Consider the following 18,546-nt stretch of genomic DNA (forward strand, 5'->3'; position numbering starts at 1 on the left):
TCAGGTCAAAGGAGGGCTACAGTCAAACAGGTCCAGAAGGAGCACTTCGCTGACCAGGCCCCGGTTGCAGTTTCTGGCCAGCGCCTGCTCCGCGAGATCGATGGTGGCCATCTTAGCAGAAAGCTGAGCCAAATTCCAGCGTTCTCTTGTCTGCTCCACCTCGGGGGGCAAGGTGCGGCCGGCGTCGCGACCGCTACGGGCCGCCATGGCATTCTTGAAAAAAATCCGCAGCAGGGTGAAGAGCGGCTCCATTCCTTCCTTGGCCTCGGCCAGTTCGACCGCCAGGGCCAGGGCTCGTTCCGCCCGCACCGCCGCCTTTTCCTGCCGGCCGGCCAGCTCCGCCACGATGCGCCGGTAGAGGACCAGGATGCCGTCTGCCTCCAGGGCCAGGCCCTGTCCGGGACAACCGTCGGCCAGGGCGGCCAGCGCCTCGCTGCCGGCGGCATCCAGTTCCGGCCGGTGTTGCCGGATGACCGCCGCCGCCAGATCGAGCGGCAGCGGGGTGAACGGAATGACCTGGCAACGCGAGACGATGGTGTCGAGAATCGCCCCGGCTCCGGTGCCGGTCAGAATGAGCAGATTGCCGGGCGGCGGCTCCTCCAGCACCTTGAGCAGACTGTTGCCCGCCTCCCGCCGCATGGTCTGGACCTCCTCCAGGAGCACGATTCGCAGCCCGCCCTCGAACGGAGCGAAGTTGAGGGCCTTTTTCAGTTCCCGCACCTGATCGATCTTGATGGCGGCCCCCTCCGGCCGGATGCGGACGAAATCGGGATGATTGCCGGAGCGGAACTTCAGGCAGCCGGGGCAGCGGCCGCACGGCCCGCCCGCCTCCGGCCGGCGGCACAAAAGCGTTGCCGCCAGGTCCAGGGCCGCGGTGGTCTTGCCCACCCCGTCCGGGCCGGCAAAGAGGTAGGCGTGGGCCAGGCGGCCGCTCGCCAAAGCCCGGTTGAGCAGGGTCAGCGCCTTGGTCTGGCCGAGGATCGAGGAAAAGGCCATGGCTCAGAACAGGGACTGCTGCCGCTGATCCACTGCCTTGCCGGCGCGGACCGGCGGCGTCGGAGGCACAGGCGCATCCTCCGCCTCGGGCGGCTCCTCCGGGGACAGGCCGGCCGCATCCTCTGTTTCCTCCGTACCGGTCGCCCTGAGATACAAAAAGCGCTCCAGATGCCGCTGATACTCGGTCCACTGCCAGCCGTCGCCGCTCATCTTCGCCTGGAGTCCGGCCATGAAGTTCATCTTGGCGTCGATGTCGTCGAGGTGGTGCAGGAGGATGGCCTCGGGCGTCATCGGCAGTACCGGTGAACCGAAGGCGTACTGGCCGTGATGACTGAGGATGATGTGGATCAGGCGATCGACCTGGCCGGCGTCGATCACCGGCACCTGTTCCGCGGCCCGGCGCACCAGATCCACGCCCAGGACCAGATGGCCGACCAGCCGGCCCCGGTCGGTGTAGCTGAAGGGAGGATGGCTGAAATCGAACTCCTCGATCTTGGCCAGGTCGTGCACCAGGGCCCCGGCAACGAGCATGTCCCGGTCGATCAGGTCGTAATGGGCCGCCGCCCTCTCCGCCATGCCGACAATCGACAGGGTGTGTTCGATCAGGCCGCCGATGTAGGCGTGGTGCAGCTTCTTGGCCGCCGGCGCCTGCCGGAAACGGGCCAGGGTGTCGCCCTGGAAGAGGATTTGCAGCAGTTGCCGCAACGGCGGATCCTGGATGGAGGCGATGACGCCTTCCAGCTCCGCGGCCATCTCCGCCAGCGGCCGGGCGCTGGCCGGCAGGAAGTCGGCCATGTCGATGGTTGCCGCGTCCACCTGCTGCAGGGCGGTCACGCTGAGCTGCATCTGCTCGCGGAATGGCTTGGCCACGGCCTGCACCAGGACGAACGTCCCTTCCTCGGCCTGGGATTCGAACTTGAGGGCATTGTCCCAGATCCTGGCTTCGACCTCGCCGGTTCGGTCCATCAGCGCCAGGGCCAGGTAGGGCTTGCCGGCCTTGGTCTCGGCCAGCGATTTCTTCGCCACCAGGAAGACATCCTGGAACTGCTGTCCCCCGGTCAAGCGGGCGGCAAATATTTTTTTCATATGGGTCGGCATGGTTACATCTCCTTACCACCGGCAGCGGGCGGGCGGCGCAAACGCATCGCACCCTTTGCCGTCGCCGCCGTTTCGGGTATAGTCCCGGCTGACCGCCGCTGCGGCCGGTTCCCTGTGATATACCATCTGCACCCCGGGGTGCAAACAGTTATGAACATCGACCTCCTCGTCACCGACTGTGCCCTCCTGCCCGTGCCCGGCCGGGAGCCCCTGATCGAATGCGGCTATGTTGCCGTCGGTGCGGGCCGCATCCTCGAAACCGGCTCCATGGACGCCTGCCCGGCGGCAGCGGCAGCGATCATCGACGGCCAGGGCCAGTTGGCCATGCCCGGCCTGGTCAACGGCCATTGCCATGCGCCCATGGTCCTGTTCCGGGGCCTGGCCGACGACCTCGATCTGGCCACCTGGCTGCACGACCATATTTTTCCGGCCGAGGCCCGGCGGGTCGATGCCGAGATGGTTTATTGGTGTGCCAGACTTGCTGCCGCCGAGATGCTGCTCAGCGGCACTACCACGGTGGCCGACGGATATTTTTTTGAAGACGAGGTGGCGCGCGCCTGTGTCGAAACCGGCCTGCGCTGCGTGGCGGCCCAAGGCGTACTCGATTTTCCGGCACCCGGCGTCGGGGACCCGGCCCGAAACATCGAGGCGGCGGCCCGCTTCATCGAGCGCTGGCAGGGACGCGATCCGCTGATCACCCCGGCAATCTTCACCCATGCGCCCTACACCTGCGGCCGGCGCACCCTGCGCCGGGCCAAGGAACTCGCCCGGACATGCGGGGTGCCGCTCTTTGTCCATGTTGCCGAAACCAGGAACGAAAGGGAGCAGATCGCCGAACCGCTGGCCCCGAGCCCGATCGGCCATCTGGCCGCCCTAGACCTCCTCGACCGGGACACCGTCTGCGTCCACTGCGTCTGGGCCGACGACCGCGATCTCGACCTGCTCGCGGCCCACGATGCGGCGGTGGTCACCTGCCCCCAGAGCAACGCCAAGCTGGCCTCGGGCCGGGCGCCGCTGACCGCCATGCTCGACCGCGGCCTGCGGGTGGCGCTCGGCACCGATTCCGCAGCCTCCAACAACAGCCTCGATCTGTTCCGGGAGATGGATTTCGCCGCCAAGCTGCACAAGGTCAGGCCCAGCGACCCCACCGCGGTGCCGGCCCGCCAGCTGCTGCGCCTGGCCACCTGGGGCGGGGCGGCCGCCCTCGGATTGGAGTCGGGCCACGGCACGCTCGTCCCCGGCGCCCCGGCGGACCTGATCCTGATCGACCGCAACCAGCCCCGGCTCCAGCCCTGGCACGGTCCGGACCTGCTCGTTTATAGCGGGCCGGCAGCCTGCGTGCGCAGCGTCATCGTCAACGGCCGCCTGATCGTGCACGAGCGCCGGCTTCTGACGATCGATCTCAGGGAAACCTGCGCGCAGGTGCGCCGCCTCGCTCTCGAATGACACCGGCCTGCGCCGGCCGGCTCAGAGGTTGAAACGGATGTTGAGGATATCGCCGTCGGCCACGATGTAGTCCTTGCCCTGCACGTACAGCTTGCCCGCCTTTTTCAGCTCCGCCTCGCTGCCCAGGGCGATCAGCTCGTCGTATTTCATCACCTCGGCGCGGATGAATCCCTTCTGCAGGTCGGTGTGGATGGCGCCGGCCGCCACCGGCGCGGGCGAATCGACCCGCACCAGCCACTGGTGCACCTCGTCCTTGCCCACGGTGAAAAACGAAATCCGCCCGAGCGCCTTGAGGCACAGCTGCGCCAGCACCTCCAGGGCCGGCTGCTCGATGCCGAGATCGCGCCGGAACTCCTGCCGCTCCTCCTCGCTGTCCAACAGGGCGATTTCGGCCTCGACCTTGGCGGACACGGTCATCGCCTCCATCTTGCCGGTGGCGCAGAGTTCGCGCACCTGGTCGAGCAGAACGGTGTCGCCCACCTTGTCCTCGCCGACATTGAACGCCAGGAGCAGCTCCTTGCGGGTGATCAGGGGATAGCTGCGGATCAGCAGGTCCTCTTCCTCGCTCAGCTCCATCAGGCGCAGCGGCCGCTCACCTTCGAGCTGGGCCTGCATCCGCCTGAGCAGGTCGAGTTCCTTGGCCTGGCGCTCGTCCTTCACCTTTTTCAGGCCGGCTTCCAGCCGCTCGATCCGCTTCTCCAAGAAGACTTGGTCGTGGAGCAGCAGTTCGGCGTTGACCGCCTCGACATCGCGCAGCGGATCGACCGAGCCGGCGGCATGGTAGACCGCGTCGTCCTCGAAGGCGCGCACCACGTGGCAGAGGGCGTCGACGTCGCTGATGTCGCGGAAGATGTCGCCCTTGACGATCGCCTCCTGCTCCATCTTGGGCAGCAGCACCAGATCGATGCGCGCCCTGGTCTCCTTCTTCGGCTGATACATGGCCACCAGGCGGTCGAAGCGCTGGTCAACGATGTTGGCCGCGCCGGGCACCGGCTTGGGCGGCCCGCCCGCCTCGTGCACCTCGCTGCCGGTCAATACCTGAAAAAGCGTCTTCTTGCCCGTTTGCGGCAGGCCGATGATTCCGACTTTCATACCTTTCCCGTTCCTTTCCCTGTTCGAACAGATTCTCTTGCGCCGGTCGACCGCCGATTGCGCGGCCCCTGCCGCGCCCGGTGCGACCGCGCCCCCACCTTCCGGAGCCGTGCGCCTGCCTTCCGTGGCAGGGACTTTTACCATGGACGCTCCCCGGAGGCAACCACCCATCGGATCGGGCGGCGTGGGGAAACGGCACCGGGCGCCTATTGTCCCGGAGATGCCCCTCAGGAGTCCCGCTGTCCCTTCGGGGCCGGCCAGGGCAGGAACTCGCCGAGCAAACGATCCACCGGCGCGTATTCGTCGGTGAACGGCGGCCAGGTGCCGTCGGGTGCCGGCAGCCGATGCTCCAGCAAATCCCGCAGAATCGGGTCGTCGGACGCATGGGTGGGAGCGGTCCGACCGGCGGCCAGGATGATATTCTGCCACAATCGGGGGGCAGCGGGATCGGCGACGGCATAGGCGTGGATGGCGGGAAACTCGGCGGCAAAGGTGCCCCGCAGGGTTTTGTAGAAGCGGCTCGAGCCGCCCTCGGGCGCGGCCAGCAGATTGACCAGGATTACGCCGTCGGGCCGGAGGGCGGCGCCGAGCAGGCGCACCGCCTCGATGGTGACCAGGTGGAAGGGAATGGAATAGTGGGAGTTGAACACGTCGCAGAGGATCACGTCGTAGGGCTGTTCCACTTTCCTGAGAAAGGTGCGGGCATCCTCTTCGACGATGCGCAGGCGGGGATGCTCGGTCAGGCCGAAGTGACTGCGGGCCAGCGCGGTGATGCCGGGGTCCAGTTCGACCACGTCGATGCGGAGGTCGGGATAATGGGCCAGGGCATACTTGGGGAAGGAATAGCCGCCGCCGCCCAGCACCAGCATGCGCCGCGCATCCGGCCGGTAGTATTCGAGCAGGCGATAGAAACGGGTGTAGGGCAGGGCCAGGGCGACGGGGTCGTCCAGGTACATGGCCGATTGCCGTCCCTGGGGGCCGGTGACCATCTCCCGGGTGAGCCGGCCGCTGCCCTCTTCCCGGCTGGTATAGACCAGGACCCGGTTGTAGGGGGTGTCGCGGTCGAAAAATCCCTGCCGGGCCAGCCACAGATCCTGTTGGCGGAAAAAATAAAGCGCCAGGAGAAAGAGCGCGATCGAAGCTGCCTTGAGTGACTTGCCCTCCGGATCGGCCATCCAGGAGGCCAGGGCCAGCACGGCGGCGGTGATGAACAGGATGGCGGTGCTGCCCACCCAGGCGATGAGGACGAATCCGGCCAGGAAGGTGCCGACGATGGAGCCGATGGTGGAAACCGCGTAGAGGCCGCCCGCGATGCGGCCGCCCTGTTCGCGGTCGTGCAGGCAGATGCGGACCGCGAACGGCGGCACCATGCCGAGCAGGACCGCCGCCGGGGCGAACAGGACCACGGTGGCGACAATGGCCACGGCATGCAGGCCGCCGGTGTTCTGGAGCGCTTCGAGAATCCAGGTCTTGGACAGGCCGATGGCGGCGGTGGCCCAGGCGGCGAGAAGCACGATCCTGCCGAGCAGGGAAGGCTGCGGCCGCCGGTCCGCCAGCAGGCCGCCCCACCAGGCCCCGAGGCTGAGGCTGGCCAGGATGATGCCGATCAGGCTGGTCCAGACGACCAGGGATGTGCCCAGAAAGGGGGCCAGGATGCGCGAGCCGGTCAGTTCGATGATCATCAGGGCCGCGCCGCAGAGAAAGATGCAGCAGTGGAGCATGGCGGATCCTCGCAGGGAAAAGACAACCGTGCATAGGAAAAGATGCACAGGAAAAGAAGTCAATACAAAGAGATACCTGAGGCCGTCTTTTTTATCCAGCAAAAAAGCGGCTGATCGGAGAAACGGAGGGCCGACCGGGCCGGAAACGATGGCGGCCGACCTCCTCCGGGGCATCGGCGCGATGGCGGGAACGAGCGGGCACGGGCAGGCGATCGGGAGAGCGGGGCAACAGCGGCGGGATCCGGCGGTTTGCCGGCGCTCCCTCCGGGGCTTGGCGCGAATTGAACGTGCACGATGGTGATTTTGGCTTGAAAACAGCCGCAATCCGCTGATACAACACACGCATCCGGAGCCTGCGGCACGGGTCAGCCCGGCGTCAGGTTGCGCGTGCCGCCGCACATCTCCGGTCAGGCTCGGCACGGGATTTTCATCGCTGTGCCGCGCCCTTTGATGGCCAACCCATGCCCGGAGAAGATTCGACGGCAAGCGATGCCATCCCGGCAGGATACGGCGGTACACCCGTTCCGGAGGAGTCCGGGAGTGTCGCCCATCGGGGAACCAGATCACTGTTCATGGCGAAGGTGTAAAGGAATGTATTGGCACCCACGCGGCACCACGCCGCTGTATTACGAAACGTTCGGCAAGGGCCCCCCCTTGCTCCTGATTGCGGGGCTCGCTTCCGATTCCCGGAGCTGGCAGCCCATCCTTTCGGGGTTGCGGGAAAAGTGCACCCTGATCATCCCGGACAACAGGGGGGTCGGCCGCTCCTGTCAGGAATGCCCGATCAGCATCGATCAGATTGCCGATGATTGCCGCGCCCTGGTGCGCGATCTCGGATACGACCGGGTCAACCTGCTCGGCCATTCCATGGGCGGCATGGCGGCCATGGCCTATGCGGCCCGCTATCCGGAGACGCTCGACAGGCTGCTTCTGATCAGCACCGCCGCCGAGAACTCATCGCGCAACAATCTGCTCTTCAACGATTGGGCGGCGGCCTGCGCGGCGGGTTCGGACCGCGCCGCCTGGTTTCGGGGCATCTTTCTGTGGATTTTCACGGAGCACTTCTTTCACGATCGGCGGGCGGTGGAGCAGGCCGTTCACTGTCTGCTGCACGACCCCTGGCCACAATCGCCCCAGGCGTTCAGGCGCCAGGTCGAAGCCATAGCCGATTGGCACGGCACCGACCTCCTCGGTCGGATCGCCGCCCCGACCTGCGTCATCACCGGCGACAGGGACATACTCTTCCCCCCGGAACATGCCCACCGGCTTGCCCGATCCATTCCGGACGCCCGCGTGGTGGTGATCGAAGAAGCGGCACACTCGATCCACATGGAGCAGCCCGAAGCCTTCCTGCGGGCGGTGGTGACTTTCCTGGAATTATGACCGCAGCAGCGGCGCGCCGAACACCGGCGGAGGCGGGGCGAAAAAAGAAAAAGGGTTTAGAGACCGGTCTCTAAACCCTTGAATGCGTGGCGCGCCTGGAGAGATTCGAACTCCCGACCTACGGATTCGTAGTCCGGCGCTCTATCCAGCTGAGCTACAGGCGCAAAACGATTTCCTCATATACTCTGAACCGTGGCCGGATTCAAGTTCTTTTTTTCCGGCCGGCCGCATCCCGGCGGTCCCGGTCCGTTCATTTCCCCGGCGCATCGGTCTCGAAGAAATCGATCTGGCTTTCGGCCGGTTTCATCTCCACCCGGGGGATGATGTCGATCCGCGCCGCGTGCCGGCTTTCCAGCTCGACCAGTTCGGCCCGCTTCTTGTTGAGCAGGTACTGGGCGACGTCCAGCGGCAGGCGGCACTCGATCCGGGCCACTTTCTTGCGGGTGATGCCGGTCTGGATGCGGCGCAGGTAGTAGAGCGCCAGGGTCTCGACCGAGCGGACCACGCCCCGCCCCTGGCAATGGTCGCAGGTCCGGTAGCTGCCCTTCTCGATCGGCGCGCCCATCTTCTGCCGTGAGATCTGCATCAGGCCGAAGCGGGAAATCTTGCTGATGTCTACCTTGGCCTTGTCGCGCTTCATGCTGACCTTGACCTGCCGCTCGACCTCGCGGATATGCTTCTTGTTGCGCATGTCGATGAAGTCGACCACGATCAGGCCGCCCAGGTCGCGCAGCCGGAGCTGCCGGGCCAGTTCGGCCGCGGCCTCCGTGTTGGCCAGGAAGATGGTCTCGTCGAAGTCGGCGTTTTTCGAGGTCCGGCCGGAGTTGACGTCGATGGCCACCAGGGCCTCGGTGGGGTTGATCACGATCGAGCCGCCGGAGGGCAGGGTCACCTGCGGCTTGAAGATCGACTCGATCTGCTCCTCGATGTTGAACTGGTTGAAAATGGGCTTGGTGCCGCGGTGGAGCTTCACCTTGACCTGCCGCTGCTTTTCCGGCAACTGGCCGATGAAGGCGTTGACCTGGTTGAGCGATTCCTCGGTGTCGACGGTGATCTCCCTGATGTCGGGGGAGAAGTGATCGCGGAGGAAGCGGACCACCGTATCCTGCTCCTCGTAGACGAGGGCCGGCGCCGCCATGGTCTGGCCGCGATGCTTGATCTCCTCCCACAGGGCCAGCAGGGTCTGGAGGTCCTTTGCCAGCACCGCCTGGGTGATCTCGGCGCTGGCGGTGCGGATGATGTAGCCGATGCCCTCGGGGATCTCGAACTCGCTCATGATCTCGCGCAGGGAGGCCCGCCGCTCCTCGCCGACGATCTTGCGGGAGATGCCGGCCGAATCGCTTCCCGGCATCAGCACCAGGCAGCGGCCGGGCAGCGACAGATAGGTGGTCATGTTGGCGCCCTTGTTGCCGGTCACCTCCTTCACCACCTGGACCAGCACCTCCTGCCCCTTCTGGATCACTTCCTCGATCTTGAGTTTTTTCCATTGCTGCTGGGCGATCAGCGTGCGGACCCGCTCGTTGACGTCCTGGCGGTAATACTCGGGATGAATCTCGTTGAACGGCAGAAAGCCGTTCCGGCCGGTGCCGATGTCGACGAAGGCGGCCTGGAGGTTGGCCTCCACCGAGACGATCCGGCCCTTGTAGATGTTGTTCTTGGTCGGTTCGCGGTCGACGGTGGTGACGTGGAAGGATTCGAGCCGGCCGTCCTCGACCAGGGCGATGCGGCATTCCTCCGGCTCCTCGGCGTTGATCAGCAGCTTGCAGGTGACCGGCTTTTCCGGAACCTCCGGCCCTACATCCTCGACGCGATCGTCCTCTTCGTCGTCCGCCGGATCGACGACGGCGCCCCCGGCGGCAACCGGCTCCTCTTCTGCGATGGCCGGCGTCTCTTCACCGGCCGGCGTGGACTCCGCCGCCTGCTTGGACCGTCTCCTGCCGCCCCGGCGCGACCGCCGTTTTTTCGACGGGGCCGGCTCTTCGGCCTGGGTGTCGGCAACCGGATCCGATATGTCGGTGGGCCGATCCGCCCCCTGGACTTCCGTCGGCTCTGTTCCGGCCGCCGGTCCTTCGCCGACCTCGGGCACAGTGGCCGCCGGTTCGGCCGCCGGCGCGGCGGGCGTCTCCGCGCGGCCCGGGTTCGATTCCGGCGCAACCGGAGACAACGGCGCAGCCGCCATCACCCGTGCCGCTTCGCCGGACATGTCCGCCCCGGCGGCGGTGAAAACATGTGCCGTCGGCTCGCCCGGCAGCTCCGGTGCCTCCTTGGGCACGCTTTTCCACCAGGCACCGGTCTTCGCCTTGCGGGCCGGCGGACTCTTCTCGTGTTTTTCGTTCTGTTCGTCTGTGGTCATTCGTTTCCTTACCAGTCAATTGTTCAGCAACAACCACCTGTCCGCGGTTCACTCGCCAGGCCGGCGCGCCGGGATGCGTGCGCATCCCGGCGGTCACGATGCCTGCTGGTAGTACCAGGTGCCGCCGTGCGCCTGCCGATGCAGGATGCCGGCGCGAATCAACGGGTCAAGCAGTTGCACAACTTTTTCCGGACCGCCGAGATGGAAGGTCCGGTCGATATCAACGGCGGTACAGGGCCGCCGTTGCACCATGTGAAGAATGTCGTCTCTGATCGCGGCCGGCAGCGCCGAATCGGCGGCCGCCACCGGCACGGTCTCCGCCGCCGGCGTGTCCGCAGCCGCAAAGGGCAGATCCACCGGCAGGCCGAGTTCCCGGTGCAACTGACCGGCGATGGCGGTCAGCTGTTCCCGGCTCAACGGGCACGCCCGCGCCTCGGCGGGCGGGCGCACCACGGTGTTCAACTGTATCCTGTCCAGCCGCATCCGCCCCAGGGCCGTCACCAGGGCCGCGATGTCCTCGGGGGCGTCGTTCATGTCCCGGACCAGCAGGATCTCCAGCCATATCCTGCCCGGAAAGGTCCGGGAAAAGAGCGCCAGACCGTCAATGATCGCGGCCGGGTCCAGCCCCTCGGCCGGCCGGTCGACCCGGACGAAACTCTCGGGCCGGGCCGCATCGAGCGAGGGCACGACGATATCGGCCGCCATGAGCGCCTGCCGCACCCCCTCGTCCGTCAGCGTGGTCCCGTTGGTGAGCACGGCTACCGGCTTGTCGACCGTGTCCTTGAGATGGCGCAGGATGTCGCCCAGACCGCTGTGCAGGGTCGGTTCGCCCTTGGCCGTCACCGTGAACACATCGACCGCCGCCACCCGCTCGGGATCGGCGCACCACCCATCGATCTCCCCGCAGATCAACCGGACCGGAGAGTAGGCCGCACGCCGGTTCACCGGGGAAACCGTCGGTCCCACCTCGCAGTAAACGCAGTCGAGATTGCAGATTTTCTTGGGGAAGAGATCGATGCCGAGGGAGCGGCCGAGCCGCCTGGACTGCACCGGGCCGAAGATATAATCCATACAGCGCCACGGACGGTTGTTGCTGTGCAGGGCTCACGCACGCACAAGCTGGGGCAGGCGTTGAAAAATCGAGTTATTCGGCAATATTGCGACTGGCGATACTTAAACCAAATTCCACGGCGACGCAAGGCAAATCTGCGACTTTTCGCTTGACACATCCCAGGGCGGCACGTACATTCGGGCCTGTCGCCGGCGATTCTTCCTGTCCTGTTCCACTCGTCGCTCCAGCCAGCTGAGACACCGTTTTCCCTTGGCACGACACGTTCCATCCCGCGCGGCCACTCCGCCGTTCTCTCGCAACCCGAAGGAGCCGATCGAGGTGCATCATCCCACTTTCCCCTCCCCGACCCCTGCGCGTCTTGTCCTGCTGCTCATCGCTCTGCTCCTGCTCCCCAACCGGGTCTGGGCTGTTTCCGTGGACGCCGGACATTGGGACCTGACCGCCGATAAACTCACCAGGATCGAGGAGCCGCCCACCCTGATCGCCGAGGGCAATGTCGTCCTGGAGAAAAAGGAGCCGGTCGGCCCCGCTCCCGCGCAGCGTCCCCCGTCCCCGGACGACCGGCCCGAAGAGGGCAAAGCACCCGATGTTCCGCCCGGTCAGACGGCCGTCGAACTGAAGACCGTGACCACGGTCAAGGCGGACCGGGTCTCCTACGACCTGACCCGTGGCCTGCTCACCCTGCAGGGCAACCTGCTCATCGATATCGGCGCCGATCAGCTCACGGCCGACTCGGGCACCATCGACCTGGAAAAAACCACGGGCTCCTTCGACAACGCCACCGTCGTCCGCCAGGAAAAGAACCTGCATTTCGAGGGCCAACTCATCGAGAAGACCGGCTCCCTCACCTACCATATCGAGGACGGCTGGGTGGTGACCTGCAAGCTGCAGCCGGGCCAGGTGCCGCCCTGGTCCTTTGCCGCCGCCGATGTCGACCTCACCGACGGCGGCTATGCCGTGCTTTCCCACGCCACCTTCCGCATCAAGGACGTCCCGGTCCTCTACTCGCCGGTCATGGTGCTGCCGGCGAAACGCAAACGCCAGACCGGCCTGCTCTTTCCCTCCTTTTCCTTTTCCGACCAGGATGGATTCGGCATCGAGACGCCCCTCTTCATCAACCTCTCGCCGAGCGCCGACCTGACCCTCTATCCCCGCTACCTCGCCAACCGCGGTGTCATGGCCGGCGCCGAATTCCGCTATGTGCTCGACGCGAACAGCAAGGGCATGCTGATGGGCAATTTCCTCGACGACAAACTGTCCGACCCCTCTGAGGTCGACTACTACCGGGACGGCCGCTTCACCCATACCAACGCCGACCGGTACTGGATCCGCGGCAAGGCCGACCAGGACATCGGCCCCTGGACCACCCGGCTCGATCTGGACATCGCCTCGGACCTCGACTATCTGCGCGAATTCAACACCAGTTCGACCGGATTCACCGCCAGCCAGGAGAATTTCTCCCAGGTGTTCGGCCGGGGCTTCAACGACAAAACCAACAAGTACCGCGAGAATACGGCGGCGACCCTCCGCTCCTGGGACTACGGCGCCTCGCTTCTGGGCGAGGTCATAGCGGTCAACGACATCACCGAACAGGTCTATACGCCGGACAACCCGTCCCGATCCTGGTCGTTGCCGTCGCTGACCTACTCCGGCCTAGTCCCCATCGCCTTCCTCGGTGGCCCCGACTTCCAGTGGGACGCCAACTACACCAATTTCTGGCGCGACGAGGGGGTGGGTGCCCAGCGCATCGATTTCATGCCCATGGTCACCACGGGCATTCCGCTCAGCCCGTACGTGGAGGCCAACGTCACCGGCGGCATTCGCAACACCGCCTACCTGATCGACGACAACGGGGCCTCCGACTGGCAAGACAAGGATTCGGAAAACCGGTTCCTGTCCCACCTGACCGGCGAGGTCGGCACGACCCTGATGCGCGACTTCGCCATCGACTTCGGCGGCGCCCACACCCTGAGCCACACGGTGCGGCCCTTTGTTTCGTACGTCCATACCTCCATCCCGAACCGGGAGGTCCTGCCCCAATTCGACGAGATCGACCAGCTGGAGGAGGAAAACGCCATCTATTACGGTTTCAACAACTTCTTCTCGCTCGCCGGCGAACGCAACGGCCGGGAATTCGATCGGGAATACGCCTTCTTCAAGGTCAAGCAGGGCTTTGATCTGCGTAGCGAGAAAAGCGACGCCCCGCTGACCCCGATCATGGCCGAGACCGGGCTGTACCCCCTCGAACGCATGCGGCTCAAATACACCACCGAAATCGATCTTTACGGCGACGGCGCCTTTCTCCATTCCATCGACGCCGACTACTCCAGCGACCGCGGCGACAGATTGTCACTCGATTACCGGTTCAACGAACTCACCGACGTCAACTCGGTCCGCACCTCCCTCTGGTACCTGCTGCCGTACAACTTCGCCGCCGGCTACAGCCTGGAACGAGCCATCGAACAGGATGAAACCATCGAGGAAATCGTCCGGCTGCGGTTTGTCCAGCCCTGCTGGTCGGTGGAATTCTCCGCCGATACCACGCCCGGCGACCAGACCTTCATGATCACCTTTCGCCTGGCCAACATCGGCAATCCCCTTGGCCTCGGTCTCTGAGGCTGCGCCGGCCGATCGCCCATGCCCGACGCAAACCGGATCGATGTCTTCAACGGCGATGCCGACGGCATCTGCGCCCTGCACCAGCTCCGCCTGCACACGCCCCGGCCGGGCGCCCGCCTGATCACCGGCCTCAAACGCGACATCGCCCTGCTGAAGCGGCTCGACGAGGTCAGCGGCCAGCGGATCACAGTGCTCGACATTTCGCTGGACCGCAACCGGGAGGCCCTGATGCGGCTGTTGTCCCTGGGCAACCGCATTTTCTACGCCGATCACCACTTCAGCGGTGAGGTGCCCCGGCATGGGTTGCTGGAAACCCACCTCGACCCTTCCCCGCACGTCTGCACCTCGCTGATCGTCGACCGGCTGCTGGCCGGCGCCCATGCCCCTTGGGCCATTGCCGGGGCCTTTGGCGACAACCTGGACGAGCGCGCGCGCCGCTATGCCGACGCGCTCGGCCTCGCCGCCGACGAACAGGAGATGCTCAGGGAGATCGGCACCCTGCTCAACTACAACGGTTACGGCCTGAGCGAGGAGGATCTCCTGATCCATCCCGCCGACCTGTTTGGCGAGGTTCGCCAATTCCGCGATCCCTTCGTCTTCTCCCGCCAGTCCGCCCTGCTGGAACGGCTTCGCCGCAGCTATGCGGACGACATGGCCAGGGCCGCCGATCTGCAACCGGCAAGCGTCACCGCCGGCGGCCGCGTCTTCCGCCTGCCCGCGGCGGCCTGGGCCAATCGGGTGGTCGGCGTGCTCGCCAACAGGCTCAGCCGCGAGCAGCCCGCCCTGGCCCATGCCGTGCTGCTCGCGCGTCCCGGCGGCGGCTTCCAGGTGAGCGTCCGCGCCCCACTCGCCACCCGCCAGGGCGCGGACAGCCTCTGCCGCCGCTATGCCACCGGCGGTGGCCGGGCCGGGGCGGCCGGGATCAACCATCTGCCCGAGGATGAGCTGACCGGGTTCCTGGCCGCCTTTGCCCGCCATTTTCCGTCGCCCTGAGCCCGATGACCGCCGCACCCAACCGCGCCCACCGCTTTGCCCTCGGCGAACCGGTTGGGGCCTGTACCCGCTGAATTCCATGCGTGGCCGGCAACGACAGGTTCTTGCCCTGCTGGCCGGATGTTGTCTGCTCCTGCTGACCGGTTTCGTTGCCGCCGCTGTCCCGGCCGCAGAACGTGTCGCCACCGACGATCTCGGCGGCCAGCGGCTCGACGAGGCCCTTGACCGCAGCCTGACCTTCCTCCGCACAATCGACCCCGCCGCCAGCTACCGGGTCGGGGACCGGTCCATCCCGGTGCGGCAGCTGATCCGCTCCCTGCTCCACCTGCAACACCTGGTGGCCGCCCATCCTGCCCCCGAAGCACTTGCCCGCGCAATCAACCGGGACTACGACATCATCCGGGGCAATGCCCTGCCGGGGACAACGGCCGGACGCATGCGCATCACCGGCTATTACCAGCCGATCTTCGCCGGCAGCCTCGACCGGCAGCCTCCCTACGTCCATCCCCTCTACCGGGTGCCGGACGATCTCCTCATCCGCCGCAACCAGGGCAAAAAGGAGGTGCTCGGCCGCCGGACGAACGGCGCGGTCGTGCCTTACTGGACCCGCCGGGAGATCGAACGCGACGGCCCGCTCCTCGGCCGGGAACTGGTCTGGCTCAAGGAGCCGTTCGATGCCTTTGTCCTCCATATCCAGGGCTCGGGAATCATCCGCCTGCCCGACGGCTCCCGGCGGGGCGTCCACTATGCCATCAGCAACGGCCGGCCCTACCGCAGCGTCGGCGCCTTCATGGTCGCCACCGGCCGGATGCGGCTGGCCGATGTCACCATGGCCAGCCTCCGCCGCTATATCGAGCGCCACCCCGGGGAACGGGACCTGATTCTCCACCACAACGATTCGTTCATTTTCTTCGAGTGGTGCGAACCGGGGCCGGCCATCGGCAGCCTGGGCCAACCTCTGACCCCCGGCCGCTCCGTTGCAGCCGACCACAAATGGTATCCACCCGGCAGCCTGGTCTACGTCGACAGCCGCCGGCCGATCATGACCGCTGCCGGCGAGGTCGGAAAGTGGCAGTCCCTGCGGCGGCTGGCCACGGTGCAGGATACCGGCAGCGCCCTGACCGGCCCGAACCGGCTCGACATCTTCTGGGGCACGGGCGAGCAGGCGGGCATGGAGGCGGGACAGATGAAGGAGGCGGGGGCGGCGTATCTGTTGCTCCTCAGGGAGGGTGCCGGCAAATAGATCGCCTGGAGAGGAGTTGGCGACTGAAGGTTACCTGCCGCCTGACGGGCGATCTTTTGTGATGGGATGGCGGGGAGATCACACGGCAGCGGGTGCGATTTGTCCTTTCGAGGAGCGGGGTGCCGGGAAATCTCCCGGTTCTGGGGATTTCCCAGTCGAAATGGCCCATCCTCCTCCGCCGGGTTCGCCGTGCGAATCGCCTCCTGTTCGATCCGGAAATGGAAGAGTCGGGAACGCGACGAAAAACCGCTCCGGCGGACACGCCTACATCGCTACATCGACAGCAGGCGGCGGATTCGCTCCTCCATGGGCGGGTGGGTCGAGAAGAGGTTGGCGACGGTGCCGCCGCTGAGCGGGTTGACGATGTACATCTGCGCCGATGCCGGATTGACGTCCATCGGCCGCTGGGCGTTGTAGTTGGCGAGCTTGTTGAGGGCGCTGGCCAGCGATTTGGGATGGCCGCAGATCTCGGCGCCGGTGGCGTCGGCCATGTATTCCCGGCCACGGGAGATGGCCATCTGGATGAGGGTCGCGGCCAGCGGCGCCACCAGCATGGTCACCAGCATCACCAGCGGGTTGCTGCCGCCTTCCTCGTCGTTGCGGCTGCCGCCGAACAGCATCGCCCACTGGGCCATGGTGGCCAGGTAGGAAATCGCACCCGCCATGACCGCGGCGATCGAACCGATGAGAATGTCCCGGTTCCTGATGTGGGCGAGTTCGTGGGCAACGACCCCTTCCAGCTCATGCCGGTCCAGCACCTGGAGCAGACCGGTGGTGACCGCCACCGCCGCATGTTCCGGGTTGCGGCCGGTGGCAAAGGCGTTGGGGGTCGGTTCGTCGATCACGTACACCTTGGGCTTGGGCAGTCCGGCCCGTGCGGCCAACCCACCCACGAGCGCATGCAGGTCGTGGGCTTCGGCCGGCGAGACCTCGCGGGCGTGATTCATGGCCAGGGCCATCTTGTCCGAATTCCAGTAGGCAAAAAAGTTCAGGCCCACGGCCAGCAGCAGGGCGATGATCATGCCCTGCTGACCGCCCATCGCCCGACCGGCAACCATGAACAGGGCGGTGAGCGCCGCCATGAGCATGAAGGTTTTCATGGTGTTCATCGTGTATCCTCTCAGCTTGAAGTTGGGGGGACGCCGATGCGGCGGGGAGCGCGCTTTCGGCTTTGGCCTACACGATAAACCGCCGGCGGGCCCAGTCAAGACGGGGCAGCCGCAAAAGCCGCCCCGTCCAGACCGTTGGTGCAGGGGAAGGGGAGAAGGAGAAAAGCGGGATGGGTGATCAGGCCATCATCGCCAGCATGGCCTTGATCAGGTTGTCGGCGCCTTCGGCGATCTGGTCAATCCGGGAATTGAGCATGTAGCAGGGGGTGCTGACGATTTTCTGTTCTCGGTCGATGGCGATTTCGCCCTGCATGGTCGGCTGATGGCGGGCACCCATGGCGGCGAGGTTGTCGGCGGTGCCCTGGTCCTGGCCGATGGTCAGGGTGACGTTCCCCAGCACCTTGGCCAGGATGACCGGGGCGATGCACAAAGCGCCGATGGGCTTGCCGGCGGCATGCATGGCCTTGATCGCCGTGGCCACATCGGGATTCACGGTGCATTGGGCGCCGTCGAAGGCGTAGCTGCTCAGGTTTTTGGCCGCGCCGAAGCCGCCGGGAATCACCAGGCCGTCGGCCGAGTCGGGGGCGAAGGTGGCGAGCGCGGCGATCTTGCCCCTGGCGATTCGTGCCGATTCGATCAGGACGTTGCGCTTCTCGCTCATCTCCTGCCCGGTGATGTGGTTGAGCACGTGGTGCTGCTTGATGTCGGGTGCATAGCACTGGAAATCGGCGCCATTTTTATGAATGGCCCAGAGGGTGAGGGTGGCCTCGTGGATCTCGGCGCCATCCTGATGGCCGCAACCGGAGAGGATCACGGCAAAATTCTTCTTTCGCATAACAGCCTCCTTTCGAGCAGGTTGACAACGGGTGTGATCTAGTCCAGGGAATAAATGGCCGGAAGATTGCGGTATTGTTCGGCGCAATCCAGGCCGTAGCCGACGAGAAAGCCGCGGTCGAGGTCGAAGCCGACGTAATCGACCGTAACCGGCACGGCCCGCCGTTCTTTCTTGTCGATGAGGGAACAGATCCGCACCGAAGCGGCCGGGCTTTGCCGGAAATGGTCCCGCAGCCAGGCCATGGTCGTGCCGGTGTCGACGATGTCCTCCACCAGCAGCACATCCTTGCCGGCCAGTTCGATGCCGGGTTCCTTGAGCAGACGGATGGTGCCCGACGACACCGTCCCCGTGCCGTAGCTGGCCACCCGGATGAAATCGATTTCAACATCGAGGGCGATGGTGCGGCACAGATCGGCGGCAAAGATGAAGGCGCCGTTGAGCACGCCGAGGAGCACCAGCTTCCTGCCCTGATAATCCCGGGTGATCTGCCGGCCGAGTTCCAGCACGCGGTCCTGAATCTGGCGGGAACTCAGGACCAGCTCCCGCGCGGGTTGCGATGTCGTCATGGGAACGCTCCGTTTGTGTG

At 65.8% G+C, this 18,546-nt stretch carries 14 protein-coding genes and 1 tRNA gene; 5 read left to right on the forward strand and 10 right to left on the reverse strand.

What is annotated here, in order from left to right:
* Both holB and Q362_RS0101240 read right to left on the reverse strand, forming a co-directional pair.
* Complete coding sequence (gene holB / locus Q362_RS0101235; protein WP_028317189.1) at positions 1-996, reverse strand: DNA polymerase III subunit delta'; 996 nt, start codon at positions 994-996, stop codon at positions 1-3.
* 3 nt (positions 997-999) lie between these two features.
* Positions 1,000-2,094 (reverse strand): 3'-5' exoribonuclease YhaM family protein, encoded by a 1,095-nt coding sequence (locus Q362_RS0101240; RefSeq protein WP_245590125.1) that lies wholly within the window; start codon positions 2,092-2,094, stop codon positions 1,000-1,002.
* A gap of 150 nt (positions 2,095-2,244) precedes the next feature.
* Here Q362_RS0101240 and Q362_RS0101245 point away from each other — a divergent pair, with 150 nt between their 5' ends.
* A complete protein-coding gene (locus Q362_RS0101245; protein ID WP_035215221.1) occupies positions 2,245-3,540 on the forward strand; it encodes an amidohydrolase in 1,296 nt (431 codons plus the stop codon).
* Between the two features lie 21 nt (positions 3,541-3,561).
* On the opposite strand, the gene Q362_RS0101250 is transcribed toward Q362_RS0101245, so the two are convergent.
* Both Q362_RS0101250 and Q362_RS18580 read right to left on the reverse strand, forming a co-directional pair.
* The gene (locus tag Q362_RS0101250; protein ID WP_028317192.1) at positions 3,562-4,632 is read right to left on the reverse strand and encodes a DUF933 domain-containing protein; all 1,071 of its coding nucleotides are present in this window, start codon (positions 4,630-4,632) and stop codon (positions 3,562-3,564) included.
* Positions 4,633-4,859: 227 nt separating this feature from the next.
* Complete coding sequence (locus Q362_RS18580; RefSeq protein WP_051553448.1) at positions 4,860-6,353, reverse strand: fused MFS/spermidine synthase; 1,494 nt, start codon at positions 6,351-6,353, stop codon at positions 4,860-4,862.
* A gap of 591 nt (positions 6,354-6,944) precedes the next feature.
* Here Q362_RS18580 and Q362_RS0101260 point away from each other — a divergent pair.
* A complete protein-coding gene (locus tag Q362_RS0101260; protein ID WP_028317193.1) occupies positions 6,945-7,736 on the forward strand; it encodes an alpha/beta fold hydrolase in 792 nt (263 codons plus the stop codon).
* An 87-nt stretch (positions 7,737-7,823) separates the two neighbouring features.
* Here Q362_RS0101260 and Q362_RS0101265 read toward each other — a convergent pair.
* The 3 genes from Q362_RS0101265 to Q362_RS0101275 all read right to left on the reverse strand — a co-directional run bounded on the left by Q362_RS0101265 (position 7,824) and on the right by Q362_RS0101275 (position 11,160).
* Positions 7,824-7,900 (reverse strand) — tRNA-Arg (locus Q362_RS0101265).
* An 86-nt stretch (positions 7,901-7,986) separates the two neighbouring features.
* A complete protein-coding gene (locus tag Q362_RS0101270) occupies positions 7,987-10,089 on the reverse strand; it encodes an Rne/Rng family ribonuclease (RefSeq protein ID WP_028317194.1) in 2,103 nt (700 codons plus the stop codon).
* A 93-nt stretch (positions 10,090-10,182) separates the two neighbouring features.
* Positions 10,183-11,160 (reverse strand): radical SAM protein, encoded by a 978-nt coding sequence (locus Q362_RS0101275; RefSeq protein WP_028317195.1) that lies wholly within the window; start codon positions 11,158-11,160, stop codon positions 10,183-10,185.
* A 319-nt stretch (positions 11,161-11,479) separates the two neighbouring features.
* Here Q362_RS0101275 and Q362_RS0101280 point away from each other — a divergent pair, with 319 nt between their 5' ends.
* The 3 genes from Q362_RS0101280 to Q362_RS18585 all read left to right on the forward strand — a co-directional run bounded on the left by Q362_RS0101280 (position 11,480) and on the right by Q362_RS18585 (position 16,016).
* A complete protein-coding gene (locus Q362_RS0101280) occupies positions 11,480-13,777 on the forward strand; it encodes an LPS-assembly protein LptD (RefSeq protein WP_028317196.1) in 2,298 nt (765 codons plus the stop codon).
* A gap of 21 nt (positions 13,778-13,798) precedes the next feature.
* On the forward strand, positions 13,799-14,773 hold the full coding sequence (locus tag Q362_RS0101285) for a hypothetical protein (protein WP_028317197.1): 975 nt from the start codon (positions 13,799-13,801) through the stop codon (positions 14,771-14,773).
* Positions 14,774-14,852: 79 nt separating this feature from the next.
* Entirely contained in the window at positions 14,853-16,016 is a 1,164-nt protein-coding gene (locus Q362_RS18585) for an MltA domain-containing protein (RefSeq protein ID WP_051553450.1), read from the forward strand.
* A 272-nt stretch (positions 16,017-16,288) separates the two neighbouring features.
* Here Q362_RS18585 and htpX read toward each other — a convergent pair whose 3' ends face one another.
* The 3 genes from htpX to hpt all read right to left on the reverse strand — a co-directional run bounded on the left by htpX (position 16,289) and on the right by hpt (position 18,526).
* Complete coding sequence (htpX, locus tag Q362_RS0101295) at positions 16,289-17,125, reverse strand: zinc metalloprotease HtpX (protein ID WP_028317198.1); 837 nt, start codon at positions 17,123-17,125, stop codon at positions 16,289-16,291.
* Positions 17,126-17,303: 178 nt separating this feature from the next.
* A complete protein-coding gene (elbB, locus tag Q362_RS0101300; RefSeq protein WP_028317199.1) occupies positions 17,304-17,960 on the reverse strand; it encodes an isoprenoid biosynthesis glyoxalase ElbB in 657 nt (218 codons plus the stop codon).
* A gap of 38 nt (positions 17,961-17,998) precedes the next feature.
* Positions 17,999-18,526 (reverse strand): hypoxanthine phosphoribosyltransferase, encoded by a 528-nt coding sequence (gene hpt, locus Q362_RS0101305; protein WP_028317200.1) that lies wholly within the window; start codon positions 18,524-18,526, stop codon positions 17,999-18,001.
* Between the last annotated feature and the right edge of the window lie 20 nt (positions 18,527-18,546).

Source organism: Desulfobulbus elongatus DSM 2908 (assembly GCF_000621145.1).
Classification (GTDB): domain Bacteria; phylum Desulfobacterota; class Desulfobulbia; order Desulfobulbales; family Desulfobulbaceae; genus Desulfobulbus; species Desulfobulbus elongatus.